This is a genomic window from Janibacter limosus (genome assembly GCF_004295485.1).
Lineage (GTDB): Bacteria > Actinomycetota > Actinomycetes > Actinomycetales > Dermatophilaceae > Janibacter > Janibacter limosus_A.
This window is the reverse complement of sequence record NZ_CP036164.1, coordinates 2,155,043-2,175,811: the sequence shown is the minus strand read 5'-3', so window position 1 is coordinate 2,175,811 and position 20,769 is coordinate 2,155,043. Positions and strand designations below refer to the sequence as shown.

The following is a 20,769-nucleotide window of genomic DNA, read 5'->3' as shown; positions in this document are numbered from 1 at the left end:
GTGCCGGTGCGCGCAAGTGGGTGTCGTACCCGCAAGTAACGACGGGTGCCGGGCCCCGGGCCCGGCCGTCGGCCCCGCCCCGGGCGCGCGCTCAGCTGGTGTAGAGGCGCAGGCTGAGAGGGGTGAGGGTCTCGGGTGGACGGGGACTCGCCGAGGATTCGTCGGCGGGTTCACCTCCACCGGGCGGGGTTGCTTCGTCCGCGCCCTCCGCGCCCTCCGCGCCCTCCGCGTCCTCCGGCCGCTCCCAGGCGCTGTCCCAGCGCAGCCGCAGCGGCCCCACGTCGGGGAGGGTCACGTCGACGGGACCCAGGCCGCCGTGCACGACCAGCAGGGCAGAGGGCTCACCGGCCAGGTGCAGCTGCAGCGTGCGGCGGTCGTCCTGCTCCCAGGTCTCGTCCGTCATGGGCTGACCGGCCTCGTCGTACCAGCCGATCACCGACTCGTCGTGGTCGCGCAGCACCGGGACCTCGCGGCGCAGCTCGGTCAGGTGCGCGGCCGTGGCGAGCAGGTCCGTGCGCGCCGTGTCGAGCTCCCAGTCCAGCCAGGTCATCTCGTTGTCCTGGCAGTACGGGTTGTTGTTGCCGTCGGTGGTCCGGCCGATCTCGTCGCCCGAGGCGATCATCGGGATCCCGGACGACAGCAGCAGCGTGCCGAGCAGGTTGCGCACCGAGCGTCGCCGCGCGAGCTGGATGACCTCGTCGTCGGTCGGGCCCTCCGCGCCGTGGTTCCACGAGCGGTTGTGGTCGTTGCCGTCGCGGTTGTCCTCGCCGTTGGCCTCGTTGTGCTTCTCGTCATACGCCACCAGGTCGGCCATGGTGAAGCCGTCGTGCGCGGTGACGAAGCCCACCGATGACAGGGGAGAGCGCTCGCCGAAGAGGTCTCGGCTGCCGACGAGCCGGGTGGCGATCTCACGCACGCCGTCACCACTGACCTCCCCGCGCGACAGTGCACCGGCGTCGGCCAGCCAGAAGTCGCGCGCGGCATCGCGGAAGCGGTCGTTCCACTCCGCCCAGGCCCCGGGGAACTGGCCGGTCCGCCACCCGTCCGGTCCCAGGTCCCACGGCTCGGCGACGTGCAGCACCTGCGACAGGACCGGGTCCTCCAGCACCGCCACGAGGAAGGGGTGGTCCGCCTCGTAGCCGAGGTCCTCGCCGCGCCCCAGGGCGACGGCCAGGTCGTAGCGGAACCCGTCGACGTGGCACTCGCTCACCCAGTAGCGCAACGAGTCGAGGACCATCTCGATGACGACCGGGTCGGTGAGGTCGAGGGTGTTGCCGCAGCCGGTCACGTCGACGTCGTTGCCCTCCTCGTCGAGCCGGTACCAGGTCGCCTCGCCGAGACCCCGCCACGAGAGGGTCGCGCCGCCGATGCTCTGCTCGGCCGTGTGGTTGTAGACGACGTCGAGGAGCACCTCGATGCCGGCGGCGTGCAGCAGCTTGACCATGCCCTTGAACTCGCGCAGCACCTCGTGCGGGTCCTGGTTGCTCGCGTACCGCGCGTGCGGGGCGAAGAAGCCCAGCGTGTTGTAGCCCCAGTGGTTGGTCAGGCCCCGCTCGACGAGGTGCGGCTCGTCGGCGTAGGCGTGCACCGGCAGCAGCTCGACCGTCGTCACGCCCAGTGCCTTGAGGTGCTCGATCGTCACCGGGTGGCACAGGCCCGCATAGGTGCCGCGCAGGTGCTCGGGCACCCCGGGCAGACGCATCGTCATCTCACGCACGTGCACCTCGTAGACGACCCGCTCGTCACGAGCGGGGGCCGGCGGCGCGTCGTCCCCCCACTCGAAGCCCGTGTCCAGCACCACGCACCGCGGGACGAAGGGGGCGGAGTCCAGGTCGGATCGGACGCTCGGGTCGCCTTCACCAGCCTCGTCGACGACGTGCCCGTAGACGGCCGGCTCGTAGGAGAGGCTCCCTTCGACGGATCGGGCCCACGGGTCCAGCAGGAGCTTCGCGGGGTTGTGCCGGTGGCCCTCGGTCGGCTCCCACGGTCCGTCGGCCCGCAGCCCGTAGCGCGTGCCCGGGTGGACGTCGGGCACGAAGCCGGCCCACCACCCGTCGTCGGCGGCAGGCAGCGCGACGCGGGTCTCGCCCCCCTTCGAGGTTCCTGCGTCGCGCCTCAGGACATCGCCTTCGTCGTCGAAGATGCACAGCCACACGGCGCTGGCCGCTGCGGCGTGGATCGCGACCTCGACGCCACCGTCGACGGGGTGGACACCGGGGGACGGGAGGTGGGGGAGCGCCTGCGCTGAGGTGGTCGACATGGCTCACAGCGTAGGCAGTCGGTACGTTGAGGGCATGAGCGATCCGACCGCCCTCCCGAACTTTGGCCCGACTCCCACCAACGGTGGTGCCCAGCCCGAGCCTGAGACCCCCCTGAGCGACCGCGTGCAGGACGCCCTGCGCGAGCTCGGTCTCGAGCCCTCCGTCGACGACGAAGGGGACATCGCCTTCCTCTTCTCCGAGCAGCAGATGTTCGTCCGCTGCCAGGACGACGAGTCCAATGTCCTGCGCGTCTTCGGCCAGTGGGCCCTCGAGGACCCGGTGCCCACCGACCCGATGGAGCGCCTGCAGGTCAGCAACGACCTCAACGTCGCCTTCAACCTCGTCAAGGCGGCCGTCGCCGGCGACACCCTCCTCGTCACCAGCGAGCACATCCTCCCGCGCGGCGCGGACGTGCGCGGCCTGCTCGGCCTGGCCCTCCCGCTCGTCCTGCAGGGCGTGCAGCTGTGGCACCAGCGCGCCACCGGCCAGGACCCCGATGCGCAGGGCGGGCCCGACGAGGCCACCCCCGACGCCGGGCCGCAGGCATGAGCGAGATCGTCCGTCTCGAGGTCGCCGACGGCATCGGGACGATCATCCTGGACCGTCCGAAGATGAACGCGCTCGACGCCGACATGCAGCGTCGCCTGGTCGCGGTGGCCGAGGAGGCCACCGAGCGTGACGACGTCAAGGCGGTCATCCTCTGGGGTGGCGAGCGGGTCTTCGCCGCCGGCGCCGACGTCAAGGAGATGGCGGGGATGTCCTACACCGACATGACCGCCCACGTGCGCCTGCTGCAGAAGTTCACCCGCGCGCTCGCCGCGATCCCCAAGCCGACCGTCGCCGCGATCACCGGCTTCGCGCTCGGAGGCGGGCTCGAGACGGCGCTCTGCTGCGACTTCCGCGTCGTCGCCGACAATGCCAAGCTCGGCCAGCCCGAGATCGCGCTCGGCATCATCCCCGGCGCCGGCGGCACCCAGCGGCTGCCGCGCCTCGTCGGCCCGGCCAAGGCGAAGGACATCATCTTCACCGGTCGCTTCGTCGACGCGCAGGAGGCGCTGGCCATCGGTCTGGCGGACCGGGTCGTCCCGGCCGCCGAGGTGCTGGCCACCGCCCAGGCGCTGGTCGCTCCCTTCGTCAACGGCCCGACCCAGGCGCTGCGTGCGGCCAAGGAGGCCGTCGACAAGGGTCTGGAGACCGACCTCAGCACCGGGCTGGAGATCGAGGCGCAGCTCTTCGCCGGCCTCTTCGCCACCCGGGACCAGAAGTCCGGCATGCGCAGCTTCGTCGACAACGGCCCGGGCAAGGCCACCTTCGAGGGCATCTGATGGTGTCCACCGGCGTCGCGAGCGCCGCGGAGGTCGAGCAGGCCTGGGCGGACAACAAGCTCGCCCAGGTGCTCTACCACGACTGGGAGGCGCAGACCTACGACGAGAAGTGGTCGATCAGCTTCGACGACCGCTGCACCACCGTCGTGCGCGACCGCTTCCTGCGGGTGCTGGAGTCCACGCGCCGGCCCGGCGAGTCCCTCCCGTACGGCAGGACCCTCGAGCTCGGCGCGGGGACCGGGTTCTTCTCGCTCAACCTCAAGCTGGCCGGCCTCGTCGACGAGGTCCACGTCAGCGACCTGTCCCCGGGCATGGTCGAGGCGGCGAAGGAGAACGCCCGCCGGCTCGGCTTCGAGATCGAGGGCCGGGTCGCTGACGCCGAGGCGCTGCCCTACGAGGACGACACCTTCGACCTCGTCGTCGGTCACGCGGTGATCCACCACATCCCCGACGTCGAGGGCGCCCTGCGAGAGGTCGTGCGGGTGCTCAAGCCCGGTGGTCGCTTCGTCATCGCCGGTGAGCCGACGACGATCGGGCACTGGTACGCCCGCCACATCTCCCGCGCCACGTGGGAGACGGCCACCCGGGTCAGCAAGCTGCCTCCCTTCCGCCAGAAGTGGGCCCGCGCGCAGGCCGAGCTCGACGAGTCGTCACGGGCCGCGGCCCTCGAGGCCGTCGTCGACCTGCACACCTTCGACCCGGGCGAGCTCGCCGCGACCGCCGCTCGGGCGGGCGCTGCCGATGTCGGCACGGCGACCGAGGAGCTGCTCTCGGCCGTCGCCGGCTGGCCGATCCGCACGGTCGAGTACGCGGTCGCGGAGGACGCGCTGGGCTTCGGCTGGGCGACCTTCGCCTACACGACGTGGAAGCGACTGATGAGGGTCGACGCCGTCCTCGGCCGCGTCGTGCCGCAGAAGTTCTTCTACAACGTGGGCGTCACGGGCACCAAGCCCGCCCGGTGAGGTCCGCGCACTGATGGCCGCCTCCCGCTTCACGTGGTGGCACTGGACCCGGTGGGTCATCGCCAACCGGGCCTGGAGCCACCACCACGTCCTGGGCTACCTGCGGATGGTCCGGGCCCGCGCCACCACCCCCGGACTGGTCTTCGAGGGGCCCTGCTTCATCGGGCCCGGCGTGCAGTTCCAGGTCACGCCGGGGACGGGCCGGCTCATCGTCGGCGCCTACACCCACATCGGCGGCGGGTCCGCGCTGCGTGCCCACGAGGGCACGCTGCGGATCGGCGCCAAGACCATCATCGGGATCCGCAACACCTTCAACACCTGGCTCGACATCGAGGTCGGTGAGGCCTGCCTCTTCGCCGACGACGTCTACGTGTGCGACTTCGACCACGTCACCACCGACCTCGACGTCCCGATCAAGGACCAGGGCATCGTCAAGTCGCCCGTGCGCTTCGGCGACGACGTGTGGGTGGCGACCAAGTGCGTCATCACGCGCGGCACCGACATCGGCGCGCACTCGGTCGTCGGTGCCGGCGCCGTCGTCAGGGGGAGCCATCCCCCCTTCGTCGTCCTCGGTGGGGTGCCGGCCAGGGTGCTCAAGCACCGCCAGCCCGTCGCCGTCGCCGAGGGCGAGCTCGACCTGCCGGCGGGGTGGTGAGGTGAGCGAGCGGGAGGCCCTCGACGTCCTCGTGGCGCACATCCCGGCCACCCACACCGAGGAGATCCTCAAGGCGCTCTTCGCCGTTGGGGCCGGTGCCGTGGGGGAGTACCGCGAGTGCGCCTTCGTGCAGCGAGGCGAAGGGAGGTTCCGCCCGGTGGGAGCCGCCAACCCCACCATCGGGACCGTCGGCGAGCTCGAGCACGTCGTCGAGGACCGGGTCGAGGTCACCTTCCCCAGGTCGCGACGAGCGGTGGTGGTGGGCGCGCTGCGCGCGGCGCACCCCTACGAGGAGCCCTCCTTCCACGTCCTCGTCAACGCCGCCGAGTGACGCATGTGGCGAAGGGCACCCCGGGCCGTCTTGGTGGTCCAGCATCCCGATGGATAGCGTGAGCGGACTGGGACCCTCCCCACAGTCCGCGCCCACAACGCGCGCCTGCTGAGAGGATCGCCCGGTACCCAGCCCCCTCACCCAGGAAGAGGACGATTCACCGATGAATATCGTCGTCTGCGTGAAGTACGTTCCGGACGCACAGTCCGACCGCGGATTCAACGAGGACAACACCACCGACCGTGAAGGTGTGGATGGTCTGTTGTCCGAGCTCGACGAGTACGCCGTCGAGCAGGCCCTCCAGATCGTCGAGGCCGGAGAGGGCGAGGTCACTGTGTTGACCATCGGCCCCGCCGACGCCGCCGAGGCCGTCAAGAAGTCGCTCCAGATGGGTGCCGACAAGGGCGTGCACATCTGCGACGACGCGATTGCCGGCTCCGACGCCCTCGCGACCTCGCTCGTCCTCGCCGAGGCCATCAAGAAGATCGGTACCCCGGACATCGTCCTCACGGGTATGGCATCCACCGACGGCACCATGGGTGTCGTCCCGGCGATGCTTGCCGAGCGCCTCGGCCTGCCCCAGGTCACCTACGCGTCGGAGCTGTCCGTCGACGGTGGCGTCGCCACGATGCGCCGTGACGGCGACACCGCGAGCGAGACCGTCCAGGCCTCTCTCCCGGCGCTGATCTCGGTCACCGACCAGATCAACGAGCCGCGCTACCCCTCCTTCAAGGGGATCATGGCCGCCAAGAAGAAGCCGGTCGAGGAGTGGACCCTCGCCGACCTCGGTGTCGACGCCGGTCAGGTCGGCCTCGCCAACGCGGCGACCGCCGTCGAGTCGACCACCAAGCGTCCTCCGCGCGAGCAGGGCACCATCGTCACCGATGAGGGTGACGGCGGCACCAAGCTCGCCGAGTTCCTGACCACCAACAAGTTCGTCTGAGCGACGACTCCGGACATCAAGGAGCAACAACATGGCTGAAGTCCTCGTCCTCATCGACCACGCGAACGGTGAGGTGAAGAAGCCCGCAGCGGAGATGCTGACCATCGCCCGTCGTCTGGGTGAGCCGTCCGCCGTCTTCATCGGCCCCGGTGCCGAGACCGCCAAGGACCTGCTCGCGCGCTACGGCGCCGACAAGATCTACGCGGTCTCCGACCCGGCCGCCCTCGAGCACCTCGTCGCCCCCCAGGCCGAGGTCCTCGCGCAGCTGGTCGCGGAGAAGCAGCCCGCCGCGGTGCTCATCCCGAGCAACGCTGCCGGCAAGGAGATCGGTGCGCGTCTGGCCGTCAAGACGGAGTCGGGTCTGCTGACCGACGTCGTCGACGTCCAGGCCGGTCCGGTCACCACCCAGTCGGTCTTCGCCGGCAGCTACAGCGTCCAGGCGAAGGTCACCAAGGGCACGCCGATCATCTGCGTCAAGCCCAACTCCGCTGCGCCGGAGCAGGCCAACGGCGCAGGTGCCTTCGAGGAGCTCTCCGTGAGCTTCACCGACGGTGCCAAGGCGGCCAAGATCACCGCGTCCGAGCCGAAGAAGGCGTCCGGTCGTCCCGAGCTCACCGAGGCGGCCATCGTCGTCTCCGGTGGCCGTGGCACCGGCGGTGACTTCAGCCCGGTCGAGGCCTTCGCGGACACGCTCGGTGCCGCTGTCGGCGCCTCGCGCGCTGCGGTGGACGCCGGCTGGTACCCGCACAGCTCGCAGGTCGGCCAGACCGGCAAGCAGGTCTCCCCGCAGCTGTACGTCGCCGCGGGCATCTCCGGTGCGATCCAGCACCGCGCCGGCATGCAGACGTCCAAGACGATCGTCGCGATCAACAAGGACGAGGAGGCCCCGATCTTCGAGCTCGTCGACTTCGGAGTCGTCGGTGACCTCTTCACCGTCCTGCCGCAGGCCACGGACGCCGTCAAGGGCAAGTGACCCTCGGTCCTTCCTGACGAAGGGGAGGTCGGCGCCCACGGGTGCCGACCTCCCCTTCGGCGTGCCCCGGGCCGTGCGGCCACGGGCCACGTGTGCGAGGTCTCCCCACATCGCCTTTACCAAAACGTGACTTTGGTATGAAGAACTCGCTATGGTGTGCGTGGCCGTGAGGCCAGTCCCTGTTTTCAACGCTTTGAGGTCTCGCGTGAGCACGTCCCGTTACGTCAGCCGCCACGGCGGCAGCCGTCGCCGCCCCTTCGCCCGTCTGGGCGGTCTGCCGTCCTCGGTCAGCGCCAACGGCGCCCGTGCGGCGGCCAAGACGGTCGCCGGTGTCGGCATCGTCCTGGGGTCAGGTGCCTTCGTCATCGCACCGAGCTCGGCCGCCGACACCTCGGCCTCGACGGACCTCGCCTCGATCAGCGCTGACAGCGCCACGGTCACCGAGCTCCTCGGCGAGCGTGCCAGTGACCCCGCTTCGCGCTCGGCGTCCCGTGCGGCCGTGGCCGTCACCGCTCCGTCGGGGACCAAGGCGAAGGACGTGCACGACACGGCCGGGGCCCTGGCCGTCGACCCGGTCGTGAAGCCCAAGCCCAAGCCCAAGCCGAAGCCCACGCCGAAGCCCGAGCCGGTGGAGCAGCCGGTGGACAAGACGGTGGACAAGCCGGACACGACCGCGGCCCCGCAGGCGAGCGAGAGCCAGGCGCCCGACCAGACCTCGCGCAGCTCGCAGCGTCAGAGCGCCCAGCCCGAGAGCACTGACAGCAGCGACCCGGAGCCGACGCAGGCGCCGAGCGGCTCGGTCAACACCAGCAACTACGCCTCGCAGGGCGCTGCCCTGGGCCTGGGCGCCAACGCCCAGGGGGTCTACTCGGCCGTGCGCACGCAGTTCCCCGACCTGACCAACATCGGTGGCTTCCGCGCCGGCGACCCGGGCGACCACGGCAGCGGCAACGCCGTCGACATCATGCTCACACCCTCGCGCGGTGACCAGGTCAACGCCTGGCTGCAGCAGAATGCCGGCAGCCTCAACATCAAGTACATCATCTGGCAGCAGCGCATCTGGTTCCCCAACGGCAGCTCCAAGATGATGTCGGACCGCGGCAGCGCGACGCAGAACCACTACGACCACGTGCACGTGTCGGTCAATTAGGCCAATTATAGAAACAGATGCACGATTCGTGCATCTGACGAACCCTGCAGGGGCGGGATTCTCAGTTCTGCGGGCTTCGTCGCTCGCACGCGCGCCATCGCCTCTGGGAAGACTCTGGGCCCGGCGATCCGGGGGTCCTTGCGGCCGGATTGCATCTGATGCAATGATCATGCATCGGATGACTCGGTCTTGAGATGGGTGAATGCGTGGGTGAGCGGGAGAGGAATCCTGGGTCTGCGTGGGACTTGCTGCGGGATGAGGTGGTTCACCTCGATCCTCAAGACGCGGTCTGGACGGCGATGCGCAGAGGCTGGGAGATTCAGCAGCAGTCGCGGATGCTCAGCCGTACGACGATCGATAGTCGTCTGAAGGCGGTCGATCGCTTCTTTGAATTCGCGGGCACCTATCCGTGGCAGTGGCAGCCGAGCGATGTCGAGGAGTGGACTGCTGTTCTGCGTTCGCACAAGCGGGCCTTCTCGACGGTTCGGGCGTATCAGGGTGCGGTCGCGATGTTCTGTGACTACTTGGTTGATCCGCGGTACGGGTGGGGCGATGCCTGCTTCGAGCAGTTCGGGGAGCACCCGGTGCAGGTCTTTCACGAGTGGAATATCGCGCGCCACACTAGCGAGTTCGAGGCCAACCCGGCGGTGCGCCCGTTCACTCGCACGGAGTTGCAGCGCTTGTTCGACTTCGCTGATGAGCAGGTCGAGCGTGCCGTTGCCTCGGGGCGCAAGGGCTCGCTTGCTGCCTTTCGGGATGCCGTGATGCTCAAGACGTGCTACGCCTACGGTCTGCGGCGGGCTGAGCTGGTCGGGTTGGCGCTTTCCGATTTCTACACCAACGCCGCCTCGCCCGAGTTCGGTGCGTGGGGGTCGTGCCTGGTGCGGTATGGGAAGGCGGCGAAAGGGTCACCGCCACGGCGGCGGACGGTTCTGACCGTGATGCCGTGGATCGTGGAGGTCCTGGAGGAGTACGTGACACGAGTCCGACCGTTGTACGAGGTCGGGCAGCGCACGATGATGTTTCCCACCGAGCGTGGCGGCAAGGTCAGTGCCAGTTACCTGGAGGCCCGGTTCAGGCAGTATCGGGAGGCAGCAGGCTTGCCCGCAGAGCTGAGACTGCACGGACTGCGCCACTCGTACATCACTCATCTGATCGAAGACGGCTGGGACGCCTACTTCGTACAACGTCAGGCTGGCCACGCGTGGGCATCGACCACCTCGATCTATGCCGGCGTCAGCTCAGACTTCATGAACACGACGCTGCGGGCCGCGCTGGACAGATCTGCCCCGGGGCTGCTGGAGAGTGCTTCGATCGTGGACGGCGATGCTGGTGAATCAACCGAGGGGAAGGACATGGAATGCGAGTCGTGAAGTATCACTGGAACCTGCGGCAGCTCATGGCTGATCGGGGTTTGTATGCCACGACGGACTTGTTGCCGTTGTTGGCCGATCGTGGGATCGAGCTGTCGGCCTCGCAGGCCTTTCGGCTGGTCACGGGCACCCCGGAGCGGCTCAGCTTGCCGATCATGGCCGCCTTGTGCGACGCCTTGGCGTGTGAACCCAGCGAGCTGTTCGAGCCGTATGCGGTAGCGGCCAAGGCTCGTACTCGGAGGGCGGCCGGCGAGACGAAGTCATCCCCTGCAGACCTGAAGCGGCCGACACCGGCGCGGATTGTCAAAGAGTGAGACTCGGTGGTCCCCACACGCGAGGCTGATGCCCTGCGCGCAGCCGACGTTGACCGACTGGTGAGCCTGGTTAGGGCCGTTGACCCAGAAGTCACCACTGCGACGATCGCGGCGGTGGTCGACGTGGTCGCCACGCCACCGAGAACGCTGAAGAGCCTGATCAGTCAGGTGGGAGCCAACCCAGGGCTGCTGACGGCGCCGGATGCGTCGACGTCGCGACTGGGCTTCGACTTCGTCGCGGCGCTCGATCGCGGCGGTGTCGCTGGGGTGGCCCATCTGAGCTGCCCGGCCTGCGGCCGTGATGACGTCCCGTTGCGTAACCCGCATCCGAAGGGGCGCCAGTGCGAGAGGTGCTACCGCAGGGCTGCCCGCGCCGAATGTGTCGGCTGCGGGCAGCTGCGGGCTGTCCGCACACGGGTCGATGGCCAGCCGTGGTGCAAGACCTGTACCGATGCTGACCCTCGAGGCTGGGCACCGTGCGCCGGGTGCGGGCAGGTCCGGGCCGTGATGGCGCGCAACGGGGAGGAGCCCCTGTGTCGTCCCTGCCGCCGTCGACAAAGCCCGTCCTGGGGCACGGACAGCGTGCAGCGTCAAAGGCGCCAGGTCCAGGTCATCGCGGAGGTGGTGGCCAAGGCCGCTGACCTAGCTGCTACCCCGTGGAGTGCCGCGGACACGAAGGAGGCCCTGGAGGACGTAGCGTCATCACCTTTGCGTCGGGCACAGTTGGCCAACCACCTCTCCGTCCACCCTGAGGCTCTGGTGAACGGCGAGCCCTTCGGGCCGCTCGTGGTGGGTGACTTCATCGACGCCCTGTCCGCCGCCGGGCTGGAATCGGTACGCCGTTGGGCCTGCCACCACTGCGGACGGATGGTTCGTCTGCTCCACCCCCAGGAGGGACGGCGTCGGGTGTGCGCGCGGTGCTTTAGTCACACCGTTGTCGCGGCGTGCGCTGTCTGTGGCGAGGAGAGGCGGGTGGCTGCTCGACGGGAGGGACGTGCCCTGTGCGCCCGGTGCCACCATAAGGCCAAGCCGCTGGAGGCGTGCAGCGTGTGCGGTCGATGGAAGCGAGTCGCTGACCGGCAGGGGAGTGCCGGTGGCCCCCGGTGTGCCCGGTGTCGTCGCCGGGATCGAAGCACGTGGCGCGAGTGTGGCCGCTGTGGCCGGGAGGCACCGGTTGCACGGACCGACCCGCGGACGAGGATTCCGCTGTGCCCCAACTGTTACGAGCAACCGACGAGCCGGTGTGACATGTGTGGGCGACTTGAATCCATCAGGTCACGCCGGGGCTTGAGCATCTGCGTGCGCTGTTACCGGGGCCCGTGGGCCCAGTGCTCCAGGTGCTCGAGGATCGACTGGTGCTACCACGAGGACGGGGAGACCCTCGTGTGTCAGCGCTGCCTGTTGCGATCGGCAATGGCCGATCTCGTGGCGGGGCCCACGCCCGCAACAGCGACGGGGTGGGAGCCACTCATCGAGATGCTGGTGGGGGCCCCGCACCCCAAGACGCAACTGCGGTGGCTACGCCACAGCGAGGCCGCCCGGATCGTGCGACGATTCGCCGAGAGCGGGATCCCCCCGAGCCATGACGTGCTGGATGAGGCGGCGGGCGCCCGAGGAGGCGCCGCGGGAGCGATCGAGCATCTGCGGTCACTGTTGGTCACCACCGGGGCCATCCCTGCCAGGGATAACCGGATCGCGCGGCTGGAGTCAGGGATCAAGCGCAAGCGCGCCGGCGCCCACCGAGAGGATCGGCGAGTTCTGGAGCAGTATGCCCGCTGGCATGTTCTGGCCAGAGCACGACGGAATGCCGAGACCGCGGGCCTGAGCCACGGCCGGCGGAACTCCGCAATGCATCAGGTCGGCGCCGTGGCCGACTTCCTCGCCTGGCTGCGCCGGATGGACAGCGCCCTGGATGATTGCACCCAGTTCCTGCTGGATCGCTACTTCGTCGACTTCCCCGCCCAGCGCCGCGAACTGCTGCGCTTCCTGCGTTGGGCCCGGCGACACCGACACCTACCGGACAACATCAGCGTCCCCAGCGATCGCTATCGGGCACCGCGGGCCCGGTTCACCCCGGGCGAACGCGAGCACCTCCTTCGACGTGCTTTGACCGACAAGGGATGGCCACCGCGAGAACGAGCGGCCGCCTGCCTGATCCTGCTCTACGGCTTGTCACCTGCACAGATCGTGACCCTGACTCACGACCAGGTACACCACGAGGGGAGACTCATCCGGTTGTCACTGGGGCGGGCGCCGATCGACCTCCCCCCTGGAGTCGCGGACCTGGTCCGTGGCCTACCGGAGGGCCATCGAGACGGCGCCCACGCCGGTGCGTTCGCATCGCTGGAGACGTGGTTGTTCCCCGGAGACCGAGTTGGCGCGCACTTGGACCCCACATCCTTGTCGCGGATGATGCGTCGGCGCGGGATCAGCCCGCGTCGTGCTCGCAACACCACTCTCTCCGACCTCGCCGCGGAAGTCCCGGTCCCAGTGCTTGTCCGGCTCTTGGGCGTCAACGCTGTCACGGCCGAGCAGTGGCGCGACACTCGAGGTCACGCCCCCGGATACGTCCGAGATCGACTGGATCTGGGTGGATAGATCGACGGGTAAGAGCCAACGCGGCCCTCGACACTTGTGTGCCCTTTGGAACTGTCGTCGGCGCTACGCTGCAATCCGGCGTTGCTTTGGGCAGACCTACCGAGCCAACGGGCTGTAGAAGGCGAGCCCTTTGCCCGTGTAGTCATAGAGCACGACACGCCGTTCGTGCGCGTCGTCATAGGAACCCTTCACGACACCGCCACCGTTGGCTTCGAATACTCGGGCTGCGGCATCGACATCGGTGGTCCTGATTCCCACGACGACCTCCCCCGGAAGGGGATCCCCTTACGGAGGTGAGTCTGCTGCTGGGCCGGTCTCTGTCGCCTGGTCCGCCAAGCCCGTCCGGCCCTGGTGCCGACACCAGACCTCAGATCCGGCAGTTTCGCTCTCGGCGTACCCGGACGACCAGCGCCCACAGGAGAACGGCGATGGCGGTCGCCGCGAGGAACGGCTGCACGGGGGCGAAGTACTGCAGGGTACCCGAGTAGCCGAGGGCGATCAGGACCAGCTTGTTGCACACGGGGCACCCCACGGCGAAGAAAGTCGTGAACCCTCCGACCATGCCCAGACGGGAGCCCCGGCCGCGCCCCACGTCCGGATCGCGCCGTGCGACGTAGGTGGCCGTGAGCATTCCGGCGAGCACTGAGGTGACCGTCAGCACCGGCCATGCCCACACGGTCGTCGGTATCTCCCGACTGAAGACCGGGGTGGGGATCATGGCGGTCGGGACCGCCGTCGCGAGCATCGTCAGGGCAGCGACTCCCACTGCGGCCCACCAGCGTCGCGCCGGCCAGGCGCGTAGCTCGTCGAGGACCGACGGCGTCGCCCTCTGCTCGTGGGGCCGGATCAGGATGTCCACGTCACTTCTTCCTGCTCATCAGGTCGGGGTCCGACGAGGCCGCCGCGGCGGCGGGCGGCGACTCCCGTCGCTGACTGCGATGGCGCCACAGCCCGACGCCGGCCAGGACGACGACGGCAGCGACGATGAACCAGACGTCCGAGACCCCCGAGCTCCAGGTGCTCAGCGCCGACTCGGCCGAGCGCTGGGTACTGATCGTGAAGACACCCGTGAGGTTGGCGGTGCCCTCGGTGACGATCAGGAGCACGCCGATGGCGATCGAGAGCAGGCCGGAGAGGATCATCGCCCACGTGTTGCGCCACGGGCCGATCGAGACCTCCCTGGGAGCGATGACGGCACGCCCACGCGCACCCAGACGCTTCCAGACGACCGCGAGCACGAAGAGCGGTACGGTCATGCCCAACGCGTAGAGGGCGAGCACGGAACCGCCGTAGATCGGGCTGCCGCTCACCGCGGCCACCATCAGCACCGACCCGAGGATCGGCCCGGCGCACACCCCGGCGACGGCGTAGACGGCCCCCAGGGCGAAGACCGACCCGATCGAGGTGCCGTCGCCCCGCCGGCTGCTGGAGCGGGACAGTCCCGGCACCGGCAATCCGGACAGCTGCCACAGGCCGAGGAGGATGACCACGGCCGCGGCCACGGTCACCAGGGTCATCCGGTGGGTCGTGAGCAGCGAGCCGAGCGAGCCGGAGAAGATGCCCAGCGGGACGAGGGTGACGCTCAGGCCGGCGTAGAAGATCGCCGTCCGGCCGATGAGCGCGGTCGGGGAGGTGAAGGCATAGGCGAAGAACGCCGGCAGCAACATGACCGAGCACGGGCTCAGGAGGGTGAGGATCCCCCCGAGGAAGGCCCCGGTGTACCCGATGTCCATCTACTCGTCTTCGACCGACGCGAGCTTCTCGTCGATGAGCTCCTTGAACGTCTCGGTCGGCTGGGCACCGACGACCCGCTGGTCACCGATGACGAAGGTCGGCGTGCCCGTCGCGCCCACCTCGGACCTCGCCTCCTGCGCGTCGGCCTCAACCTTCTTGCGCAGCTCCGGGTCATCGAGGTCCTTCTCGAACTGCTCCAGGTCGGGCACGCCGACCTCCTTCGCCCACTCCATGACCTTCTTGTCGGTGATCTTCAGGTGACCACGCTCGGGCGCGTCCTCGTACATCGCGTCGTGGTACTCCCAATACCTGTCCTGCTCACCGGCGGCCCGGGCGGCCATCGCTCCCGTCGTCGACTCCTCGCCGAAGACCGGGAAGTCTCGCCACTCGAAGCGCAGCTTCCCGCTGTCGATGTACTCCTGCTTCAGCTTCGGCATGGTGTCGCGGGCGAAGGCGCCGCAGAAGGGGCATCGGTAGTCGGAGTACTCGATGAGCACGACGGGTGCGTCCACATCACCCATGGCGGTGACGTCGTCGGCGTCCCGGCGCACGAGGCCGACCTCCTCCTCGCTGAGGCTCTGCTCCTCGGCGGACTCGCCACCCTCGCCCGAGGACTGGCTCGAGGAGGCGGCGTCGGAGGAATCCTCGTCATCACCGCGCTCGGAGAGCATCACGCCCGCCGCGAGGAGGGCGACGACTGCCACAGCAGCGACTATGGTCAGGACACGTCGGTTGATTCCCGTCATGACGACGACGGTACCTCAATGTATAGACATTCCAATCCAGAGGGGTGGACGTGCGAGCACTCCCACGGTGGCGCGAGATCAGCGACGATCTCCTGCGCCGGCTGCAGGACGGCGAGTTCGCCGACGGCTTCCCGGGCGAGCTCGCCCTGTCCGAGCGGTACGGGGCCAGCCGCGGCACGATCCGGCAGGCCCTGACCCCGCTGCGCGAGCAGGGGATCGTCGGCGGCGGTCGCGGTCGCCGGCCCTACGTGATCAATACCAGCCCCACCACCGGCTTCGGCCCGATGTACAGCCTGCGCGATGCCATCACCGCGCAGGGCGGCCACGAGACCTCCGAGGTCCTGGCGCAGCGCATCGTCACCAGCCCGGAGGTGTCCACCGCGCTCGGTCTGGCAGCGGACACCCCCTTCGTGCACGTGGCGCGGGTGCGCAAGGCCGACGGCGCCCCCTTCGCCATGGACCGGCTGTGGATCATCGCCTCCGCGGCCGAGGCCCTGCTCGAGGCCGACCTGACGGAGGCCTCCGTCTACGAGGTCCTCCGCTCCCGCTGCGGAGTCGAGTTCGACGCCGGCGTGGAGTACACCCACTCCGTCCCGGCGAGCACCGACGTCGCCGCGCGGCTCGGGGTGGACGAAGGGAGTCCCCTCCTGACCATCCGTCGCAAGTCCTGCCTCGCGGGCCGGCCTGCCGAGCTGCGCGACACCTGCGCCGTCGGTGATCGCGTCACCCTGACCCAGGTCTTCGGTGACGCCTCGGCCGTCCTCGACTGCAGCGGCCGAGGCCGCCCCATCGAGATCCCCTGGGACTGAGCGAGCCAGCTCGTCACCCGGCCCGCGCATAAGGCCCAGTCGTCGTCAGACGAGGACGTCCTCCCGCTGGGCCCAGGCGGCGTACCCGCCGACGAGATCGGTCACGTCCGCGTGGCCCGTCGAGCGCAGGAGACTGGCCGCGACGGATGAGCGCCACCCGCTGGCGCAGTGCACCAGCACGGGTCGCTCGCTCGCCAGCTCCTCGTGGCGGCGGGGCAGCTCGGCCAGGGGTCGTGTCAGTTGTGACCGTCGCGCAGCTGCGCGAAGACCGTCTCGGGGTCGGGTGTGTTGCGGCGGTTGTGCGGCAGTTTGGACAGGAGCATGCCCATGGCGCAGGTGTCGGTGAGCGCCGCGCCGGTCAACCCCGCACCGATGCCGGCGGAGAGCCACTTGGCCTGCGGCACGACGGTGCTCGCGACGATGCCGGTCAGGACGATGGAGCCGGCCACGAGGCGGACCTGGCGCTCGAGGTCCCACGTGCCCTCGCCGCGGACGACGTCGCCGCCGGCGCTCTCCCAGGCGGTGATGCCGCCGTCGAGGACGTGCAGGTTGGGCAGGCCGGCCTCGGCCAGGGCGCCCTCGGCGCGACGGGCGCGTGCCCCGGAGCGGCAGACGAGGACGACGTCGTCGTCGAGGTGCTCGGCCAGCTCACGGCGGTGCTCCTCGAGCAGGTCCAGCGGCACGTTGTAGGAGCCGGGGATGTGCACGTCGGCGAACTCACCGGGGGTGCGCACGTCGACGATGCGCGGGTCGGTGGGGCCGGCCATCCACTCGCGCACCTGCGCGGCGTCGAGGGTGGCGGGTCGGGCGGTGGTGTCGATGGTCAAGAGGGGTCCTTCCGGATGGATGGGGTGGGGTGATCGGGATCAGGCCAGCAGGGCCGGCACGGACTGCACGGCAGTGAAGGCGGCGATCCCCAGCACGAGGACCGCGAAGCCCTGGGAGAGTCGTCCGGCCGGCAGCCGGTCGGCGATGCGACTGCCGATCAGGCTGCCGACGACGGCAACTGCGGCGAAACCGAGGATGAGAGGCCAGTCGAGATCGCCGACCCCCTGCTGCGCCCGTGCCGCCAGCGCTGTCGCGCTGTTGATGGCGATGACGAGCAGGGAGGTGCCGACCGCCACGGGCATGGTGAAGCCGAGGACGAGCACGAGGGCGGGGACGAGCACGAATCCTCCGCCGACGCCGAGAAACCCGGTCAGCAGCCCGACGAGCGTGGCCGCGACCACGAGCTTGAGCAGACGCGGGCAGGCGCACGCCAGCGGATGGAGCGTGAGGATCGGCTCGTCGGGTCCGGCGTCGTCACCCGCCGAGGAACCACGTCGGCTGCGCCGCAGCATCAGGACGGCCACGACGACCATGAGCACGGCGAAGACGGTCATCAGCACCTCGCCGGGCACCGCCCGGGAGGCAGCCGACCCGGCGAACGAGCCAGCCGTGCCCAGCAGCCCGAACGTCACTCCCTGCCCGAAGCTCACCCGCTTCGCACGATGGTGCGCAGGCAGCGAGAGCAGCGAGGTGATGCCCACGATGATCAGCGAGCTGGTGGTCGCGGTGACCGGGTCCTGCCCCAGGACGTGCACGAGGGCGGGGACGGCGAGGATCGACCCTCCTCCGCCCAGGGCGCCGAGGGCGATACCGATGAGCAGGCCGAGGGGGATGACAGTCAGGGGCATGGTTCCGGGTGGCTCAGCCGCGCCCGAAGAGCCGGGCGAGCGGTCCGCGGGAGGCGCCGCCCCCCCTCGTCGGGGTGGAGTGACCCGGGCAGCGCTGGCTTCCGGGCACTACCTTCATCACCTGGTCGACGTGCTGGCCACAGCCGGCCCAGGTGGTCTTGCCGCACTGACGGCAGGTCGCTTGACGGCACATGGGAGCTCCTTGGAGTCGGGGGTGACGGTGTGTCAGTGGGAGGAGGTCAGGGGCAGGCCGGCGTCGCCGGCGTTGCCGAAGACGTCGTCGACGAGGACGACCCGGTGGCCACGCGCCGCGAGGACGGAGGCGGCGATCGAGGCCCGGTACCCGCTGCCGCAGTGGATCCACAGCTCGCGCTCGGGGATCTCGTCGACCCGGTCGAGGAGCTCGCCGATCGGGACGTTCTGCGCGCCCTCGATGTGGCTGTCCTCGTACTCGCCCACGAGGCGGACGTCGAGGATGTGCACGGGCCGGTGGTGGCGCACCTGGGACAGGTCGGCGAAGACGGCCGTCTCCAGCGTGCCCAGCGGACGGTCGGTCCAGTCCTCGGGCCCACCGGTGGCGGCACCGGTGATCCGGTCGAGACCGATGCGCACCATCTCGCGCTGCGCCTCGGCGACCTGCTCGGAGCTCTCACCGAGCAGCGTGACCGGCGCACCCCAGGGGATGAGCCACCCCAGGTAGGTGGAGAACTGGCCGTCCAGGCCGAAGTTCAGCGTCCCGGTCACGTGACCGGCCGCGAAGGCGGTGCGGGTACGCAGGTCCACGACCCACTCACCGACGTCGATGCGCTTCGCGAGCGTGTCCTTGTCGGCCCGCTCGGGGGCGCTCAGATCGGCCTCGCTCGGCCCCTCGGCGTTCGCCGGGGTCATGTGGACGTAGTAGGCCGGGTAGGCGTCGAGGCCGGCGAGGGTGTCGGCGACCCACTGCTCCTCCGCCTGGGTGAGTGCGGGGTTGAGGCGCTTCTCCGCGCCGATCGTCGACTCGGTGGAGCCTCCGGTGGACCCGGCGGAGCAGAAGGAGCCGAAGCCGTGGGTCGGCAGCACCTCCGCCTGCTCGGGCAGCTCGTCCGCCAAGCGGTGGATGGAGGCGAACTGGTGGCGCACGAGGGAGCCAGTGTGCTCCTCGCCGAGCAGGTCCGGGCGCCCGGTGGCGCCGAAGAGCAGTGAGCCCCCGGTGAAGACGGCCGAGGCGGTGGCGCCGGAGTCGGTGACCGTCTCCACCGCGTAGGACAGGTGGGTGAAGGTGTGGCCGGGCGTCGCGATGGCCCGCACGCGCATCGTCGGCGAGACGTCGATGACGTCCCCGTCGCGGATCGGCTCCCGGTCGAAGGAGACGTCGTCCTCGCCGTTGACGTGGTAGCGGGCGCCGAGGCGGCGCGCCAGGGCCAGCCCCCCGGTCACGTAGTCGTTGTGCAGGTGGGTCTCGAAGACGTCGGTGATCCGCACGCCGGCCTCGTCGGCGGCCTCGAGCACGCGGTCGATGTCCCGCTGCGGATCGACGACGAACGCGACCTCACCGTCATGGGCGAGGTAGGAACGGTCGCCCAGGCTCGGGGTCTCGATGGTCATGATCGTGGGTTCCATGCGTGACAAACTAATACCCCCTGGGGTATGATGTCAATCTCGGCCGCACGGGCCGTGCACCGAAGGGAGATCGACATGCAGTACGCCATCACCACCACGCTGGACGCCCCGTTCGACGAGACGCTCACCGCCGCTCGCGAGGTCCTGGCCGACCAGGGCTTCGGGGTGCTCACCGAGATCGACCTGGCCGCTACCCTCAAGGCCAAGGTCGGCGCCGACATCGAGCCGCACGTCATCCTCGGCGCCTGCCGACCCCAGCTGGCCGAGCAGGCCGTGGCCCGGGAGGCCTCGATCGGCCTGCTGCTCCCGTGCAACGTCGTCGTCCGGGCCGAGGGCGAGCGGCGCACCATCGTCGAGGCCCTCGACCCCGACATGATGGTCGGCGTGACGGAGAATGAGCAGCTGAAGGACGTCGCCAGCGACGCACGCACTCGACTCGACGCCGCACTGGCCGCGCTGCCGACCCGCGTCGGCCCACGCACCTGATCACGAAGGAGAAGACACAATGGTCACGTTGGACATGGAGGACATGGGGCCGGTCATCAACCGGCTGCGCCGGGCGCAGGGACAGATCGGCGGGGTGATCCGCCTCATCGAAGAGGGCCGCGACTGCAAGGACGTTGTCACCCAGCTCGCCGCGGCCAGTCGCGCCCTCGACCGGGCCGGCTTCGCCATCGTCTCCTCCGGCCTGCAGGAGTGCCTCTCCTCGCCGGACGGCGTGAACGAGGACGACAAGGCCGCGATGGAGAGGCTCTTCCTCACCCTCGCCTGACGCCCGACATCGGGCGCCCGGCCCCCAGCAGGACGGGCGCGCAGGCACTATCGCAACGCGCCCGGCTCGGATAATCTCGGAGCACCTCGAGGAGGGTGATCACGATGACCGAGGCACAGGACGTCGAGCGGCTCTCGGTGGACACCTGCTGGGCGCTGATGCGCACGACCGCCGTGGGGCGCCTTGCCATGCCGTGGTGGTCGACGGCCGACCGGACGTCTCCCCCTCAACTACGCGGTCGACCGGGGCGCCGCGGTCTTCCGCACGGGCGAAGGGAGCAAGGTCGCGCGCCTGGCGACGATTGCCCCGCCGGGAGCGATTAAGGAACGACAGACGGGAAAGCCGCAGGCGGCGAGCAGGCCCCTTCTCCGCACAGGAGGGGCGTCACCGCATAGGCCGTCCGGTGCGGCATCCCGGGACGCGGGCGTCCTGCAGCACACTCTGGCTGTCTCAGGAACCTAAAGCCTTCCGAGACGCTCGTGCGCACCGGGCTAGATGCCCATACTGGCTCCTAAGCCCCCGAACGGGTCCCATACCGTCTCATC

At 69.7% G+C, this 20,769-nt stretch carries 23 protein-coding genes; 14 read left to right on the top strand and 9 right to left on the bottom strand.

Annotated features, from left to right (window positions below):
- Positions 1 to 91: 91 nt before the first annotated feature.
- A complete protein-coding gene (gene glgX / locus EXU32_RS10390) occupies positions 92 to 2,260 on the bottom strand; it encodes a glycogen debranching protein GlgX (protein WP_130629842.1) in 2,169 nt (722 codons plus the stop codon).
- 34 nt (positions 2,261 to 2,294) lie between these two features.
- Between glgX and EXU32_RS10385 the strand changes: the two genes are divergently transcribed.
- The 11 genes from EXU32_RS10385 to EXU32_RS10335 all read left to right on the top strand — a co-directional run bounded on the left by EXU32_RS10385 (position 2,295) and on the right by EXU32_RS10335 (position 12,885).
- Positions 2,295 to 2,810, top strand: coding sequence for a T3SS (YopN, CesT) and YbjN peptide-binding chaperone 1 (locus EXU32_RS10385; protein ID WP_130629841.1), 516 nt, complete (start codon positions 2,295 to 2,297; stop codon positions 2,808 to 2,810).
- Positions 2,807 to 3,586: an enoyl-CoA hydratase/isomerase family protein gene (locus EXU32_RS10380; protein WP_130629840.1), complete on the top strand. Its 780-nt coding sequence runs from the start codon at positions 2,807 to 2,809 to the stop codon at positions 3,584 to 3,586. The genes EXU32_RS10385 and EXU32_RS10380 overlap by 4 nt, the downstream gene beginning before the upstream one ends.
- Positions 3,586 to 4,548 (top strand): class I SAM-dependent methyltransferase, encoded by a 963-nt coding sequence (locus tag EXU32_RS10375; RefSeq protein ID WP_130629839.1) that lies wholly within the window; start codon positions 3,586 to 3,588, stop codon positions 4,546 to 4,548. Before EXU32_RS10380 ends, EXU32_RS10375 begins: the two co-directional genes overlap by 1 nt.
- Positions 4,549 to 4,561: 13 nt before the next feature.
- Complete coding sequence (locus EXU32_RS10370; protein WP_242612754.1) at positions 4,562 to 5,203, top strand: acyltransferase; 642 nt, start codon at positions 4,562 to 4,564, stop codon at positions 5,201 to 5,203.
- A 1-nt stretch (position 5,204) separates the two neighbouring features.
- Positions 5,205 to 5,534 carry a hypothetical protein gene (locus EXU32_RS10365; protein WP_130629838.1) on the top strand — a complete coding sequence of 110 codons (330 nt, stop codon included), beginning with the start codon at positions 5,205 to 5,207 and terminating at the stop codon, positions 5,532 to 5,534.
- 163 nt (positions 5,535 to 5,697) lie between these two features.
- Complete coding sequence (locus EXU32_RS10360) at positions 5,698 to 6,477, top strand: electron transfer flavoprotein subunit beta/FixA family protein (protein ID WP_130629837.1); 780 nt, start codon at positions 5,698 to 5,700, stop codon at positions 6,475 to 6,477.
- A gap of 31 nt (positions 6,478 to 6,508) precedes the next feature.
- A complete protein-coding gene (locus tag EXU32_RS10355) occupies positions 6,509 to 7,450 on the top strand; it encodes an electron transfer flavoprotein subunit alpha/FixB family protein (protein ID WP_130629836.1) in 942 nt (313 codons plus the stop codon).
- A 205-nt stretch (positions 7,451 to 7,655) separates the two neighbouring features.
- Complete coding sequence (locus tag EXU32_RS17490; protein ID WP_130629835.1) at positions 7,656 to 8,600, top strand: hypothetical protein; 945 nt, start codon at positions 7,656 to 7,658, stop codon at positions 8,598 to 8,600.
- 206 nt (positions 8,601 to 8,806) lie between these two features.
- The gene (locus EXU32_RS10345) at positions 8,807 to 9,973 is read left to right on the top strand and encodes a tyrosine-type recombinase/integrase (protein WP_242612753.1); all 1,167 of its coding nucleotides are present in this window, start codon (positions 8,807 to 8,809) and stop codon (positions 9,971 to 9,973) included.
- A complete protein-coding gene (locus EXU32_RS10340) occupies positions 9,961 to 10,287 on the top strand; it encodes a helix-turn-helix domain-containing protein (protein WP_130629833.1) in 327 nt (108 codons plus the stop codon). Before EXU32_RS10345 ends, EXU32_RS10340 begins: the two co-directional genes overlap by 13 nt.
- Positions 10,288 to 11,700: 1,413 nt before the next feature.
- Positions 11,701 to 12,885: a hypothetical protein gene (locus tag EXU32_RS10335; protein WP_130629832.1), complete on the top strand. Its 1,185-nt coding sequence runs from the start codon at positions 11,701 to 11,703 to the stop codon at positions 12,883 to 12,885.
- Between the two features lie 367 nt (positions 12,886 to 13,252).
- Here EXU32_RS10335 and EXU32_RS10325 read toward each other — a convergent pair whose 3' ends face one another.
- From EXU32_RS10325 to EXU32_RS10315, 3 genes are read right to left on the bottom strand one after another with little or no spacing between them, the layout of a single operon-like run.
- Positions 13,253 to 13,744 carry a hypothetical protein gene (locus EXU32_RS10325; protein ID WP_242612752.1) on the bottom strand — a complete coding sequence of 164 codons (492 nt, stop codon included), beginning with the start codon at positions 13,742 to 13,744 and terminating at the stop codon, positions 13,253 to 13,255.
- Between the two features lies 1 nt (position 13,745).
- On the bottom strand, positions 13,746 to 14,618 hold the full coding sequence (locus EXU32_RS10320; protein ID WP_130629831.1) for a cytochrome c biogenesis CcdA family protein: 873 nt from the start codon (positions 14,616 to 14,618) through the stop codon (positions 13,746 to 13,748).
- Complete coding sequence (locus EXU32_RS10315; RefSeq protein ID WP_242612751.1) at positions 14,619 to 15,323, bottom strand: DsbA family protein; 705 nt, start codon at positions 15,321 to 15,323, stop codon at positions 14,619 to 14,621.
- 92 nt (positions 15,324 to 15,415) lie between these two features.
- On the opposite strand from EXU32_RS10315, the gene EXU32_RS10310 reads away from it, so the two are divergent.
- Complete coding sequence (locus EXU32_RS10310; RefSeq protein ID WP_165399645.1) at positions 15,416 to 16,174, top strand: GntR family transcriptional regulator; 759 nt, start codon at positions 15,416 to 15,418, stop codon at positions 16,172 to 16,174.
- A gap of 45 nt (positions 16,175 to 16,219) precedes the next feature.
- Here EXU32_RS10310 and EXU32_RS17485 read toward each other — a convergent pair whose 3' ends face one another.
- From EXU32_RS17485 to EXU32_RS10285, 5 genes are read right to left on the bottom strand one after another with little or no spacing between them, the layout of a single operon-like run.
- Positions 16,220 to 16,372 carry a rhodanese-like domain-containing protein gene (locus EXU32_RS17485; protein WP_242612974.1) on the bottom strand — a complete coding sequence of 51 codons (153 nt, stop codon included), beginning with the start codon at positions 16,370 to 16,372 and terminating at the stop codon, positions 16,220 to 16,222.
- Between the two features lie 38 nt (positions 16,373 to 16,410).
- Positions 16,411 to 17,001: a rhodanese-like domain-containing protein gene (locus EXU32_RS10300; RefSeq protein ID WP_130629828.1), complete on the bottom strand. Its 591-nt coding sequence runs from the start codon at positions 16,999 to 17,001 to the stop codon at positions 16,411 to 16,413.
- Between the two features lie 39 nt (positions 17,002 to 17,040).
- Entirely contained in the window at positions 17,041 to 17,850 is an 810-nt protein-coding gene (locus tag EXU32_RS10295; protein WP_130629827.1) for a sulfite exporter TauE/SafE family protein, read from the bottom strand.
- A 13-nt stretch (positions 17,851 to 17,863) separates the two neighbouring features.
- Positions 17,864 to 18,043: a hypothetical protein gene (locus EXU32_RS17480; protein WP_130629826.1), complete on the bottom strand. Its 180-nt coding sequence runs from the start codon at positions 18,041 to 18,043 to the stop codon at positions 17,864 to 17,866.
- 32 nt (positions 18,044 to 18,075) lie between these two features.
- Positions 18,076 to 19,452, bottom strand: a complete 1,377-nt coding sequence (locus tag EXU32_RS10285; RefSeq protein WP_207233776.1) for an MBL fold metallo-hydrolase — start codon at positions 19,450 to 19,452, stop codon at positions 18,076 to 18,078.
- 75 nt (positions 19,453 to 19,527) lie between these two features.
- Here EXU32_RS10285 and EXU32_RS10280 point away from each other — a divergent pair, with 75 nt between their 5' ends.
- Both EXU32_RS10280 and EXU32_RS10275 read left to right on the top strand, forming a co-directional pair.
- Positions 19,528 to 19,938 (top strand): DUF302 domain-containing protein, encoded by a 411-nt coding sequence (locus EXU32_RS10280; protein WP_130629825.1) that lies wholly within the window; start codon positions 19,528 to 19,530, stop codon positions 19,936 to 19,938.
- Between the two features lie 19 nt (positions 19,939 to 19,957).
- On the top strand, positions 19,958 to 20,224 hold the full coding sequence (locus tag EXU32_RS10275) for a metal-sensitive transcriptional regulator (protein WP_130629824.1): 267 nt from the start codon (positions 19,958 to 19,960) through the stop codon (positions 20,222 to 20,224).
- The last annotated feature ends 545 nt before the right edge of the window (positions 20,225 to 20,769 follow it).

Excerpts from the sequence above, each read along its gene's own strand:
- glgX (WP_130629842.1), bottom strand. The coding sequence starts at position 2,260 with ATGTCGACCACCTCAGCGCAGGCGCTCCCCCACCTCCCGTCCCCCGGT.
- EXU32_RS10385 (WP_130629841.1), top strand. The coding sequence starts at position 2,295 with ATGAGCGATCCGACCGCCCTCCCGAACTTTGGCCCGACTCCCACCAAC.
- EXU32_RS10380 (WP_130629840.1), top strand. The coding sequence starts at position 2,807 with ATGAGCGAGATCGTCCGTCTCGAGGTCGCCGACGGCATCGGGACGATC.
- EXU32_RS10375 (WP_130629839.1), top strand. The coding sequence starts at position 3,586 with ATGGTGTCCACCGGCGTCGCGAGCGCCGCGGAGGTCGAGCAGGCCTGG.
- EXU32_RS10370 (WP_242612754.1), top strand. The coding sequence starts at position 4,562 with ATGGCCGCCTCCCGCTTCACGTGGTGGCACTGGACCCGGTGGGTCATC.
- EXU32_RS10360 (WP_130629837.1), top strand. The coding sequence starts at position 5,698 with ATGAATATCGTCGTCTGCGTGAAGTACGTTCCGGACGCACAGTCCGAC.
- EXU32_RS10355 (WP_130629836.1), top strand. The coding sequence starts at position 6,509 with ATGGCTGAAGTCCTCGTCCTCATCGACCACGCGAACGGTGAGGTGAAG.
- EXU32_RS10340 (WP_130629833.1), top strand. The coding sequence starts at position 9,961 with ATGCGAGTCGTGAAGTATCACTGGAACCTGCGGCAGCTCATGGCTGAT.
- EXU32_RS10335 (WP_130629832.1), top strand. The coding sequence starts at position 11,701 with ATGGCCGATCTCGTGGCGGGGCCCACGCCCGCAACAGCGACGGGGTGG.
- EXU32_RS10320 (WP_130629831.1), bottom strand. The coding sequence starts at position 14,618 with ATGGACATCGGGTACACCGGGGCCTTCCTCGGGGGGATCCTCACCCTC.
- EXU32_RS10295 (WP_130629827.1), bottom strand. The coding sequence starts at position 17,850 with ATGCCCCTGACTGTCATCCCCCTCGGCCTGCTCATCGGTATCGCCCTC.
- EXU32_RS17480 (WP_130629826.1), bottom strand. The coding sequence starts at position 18,043 with ATGTGCCGTCAAGCGACCTGCCGTCAGTGCGGCAAGACCACCTGGGCC.
- EXU32_RS10285 (WP_207233776.1), bottom strand. The coding sequence starts at position 19,452 with ATGGAACCCACGATCATGACCATCGAGACCCCGAGCCTGGGCGACCGT.
- EXU32_RS10280 (WP_130629825.1), top strand. The coding sequence starts at position 19,528 with ATGCAGTACGCCATCACCACCACGCTGGACGCCCCGTTCGACGAGACG.
- EXU32_RS10275 (WP_130629824.1), top strand. The coding sequence starts at position 19,958 with ATGGTCACGTTGGACATGGAGGACATGGGGCCGGTCATCAACCGGCTG.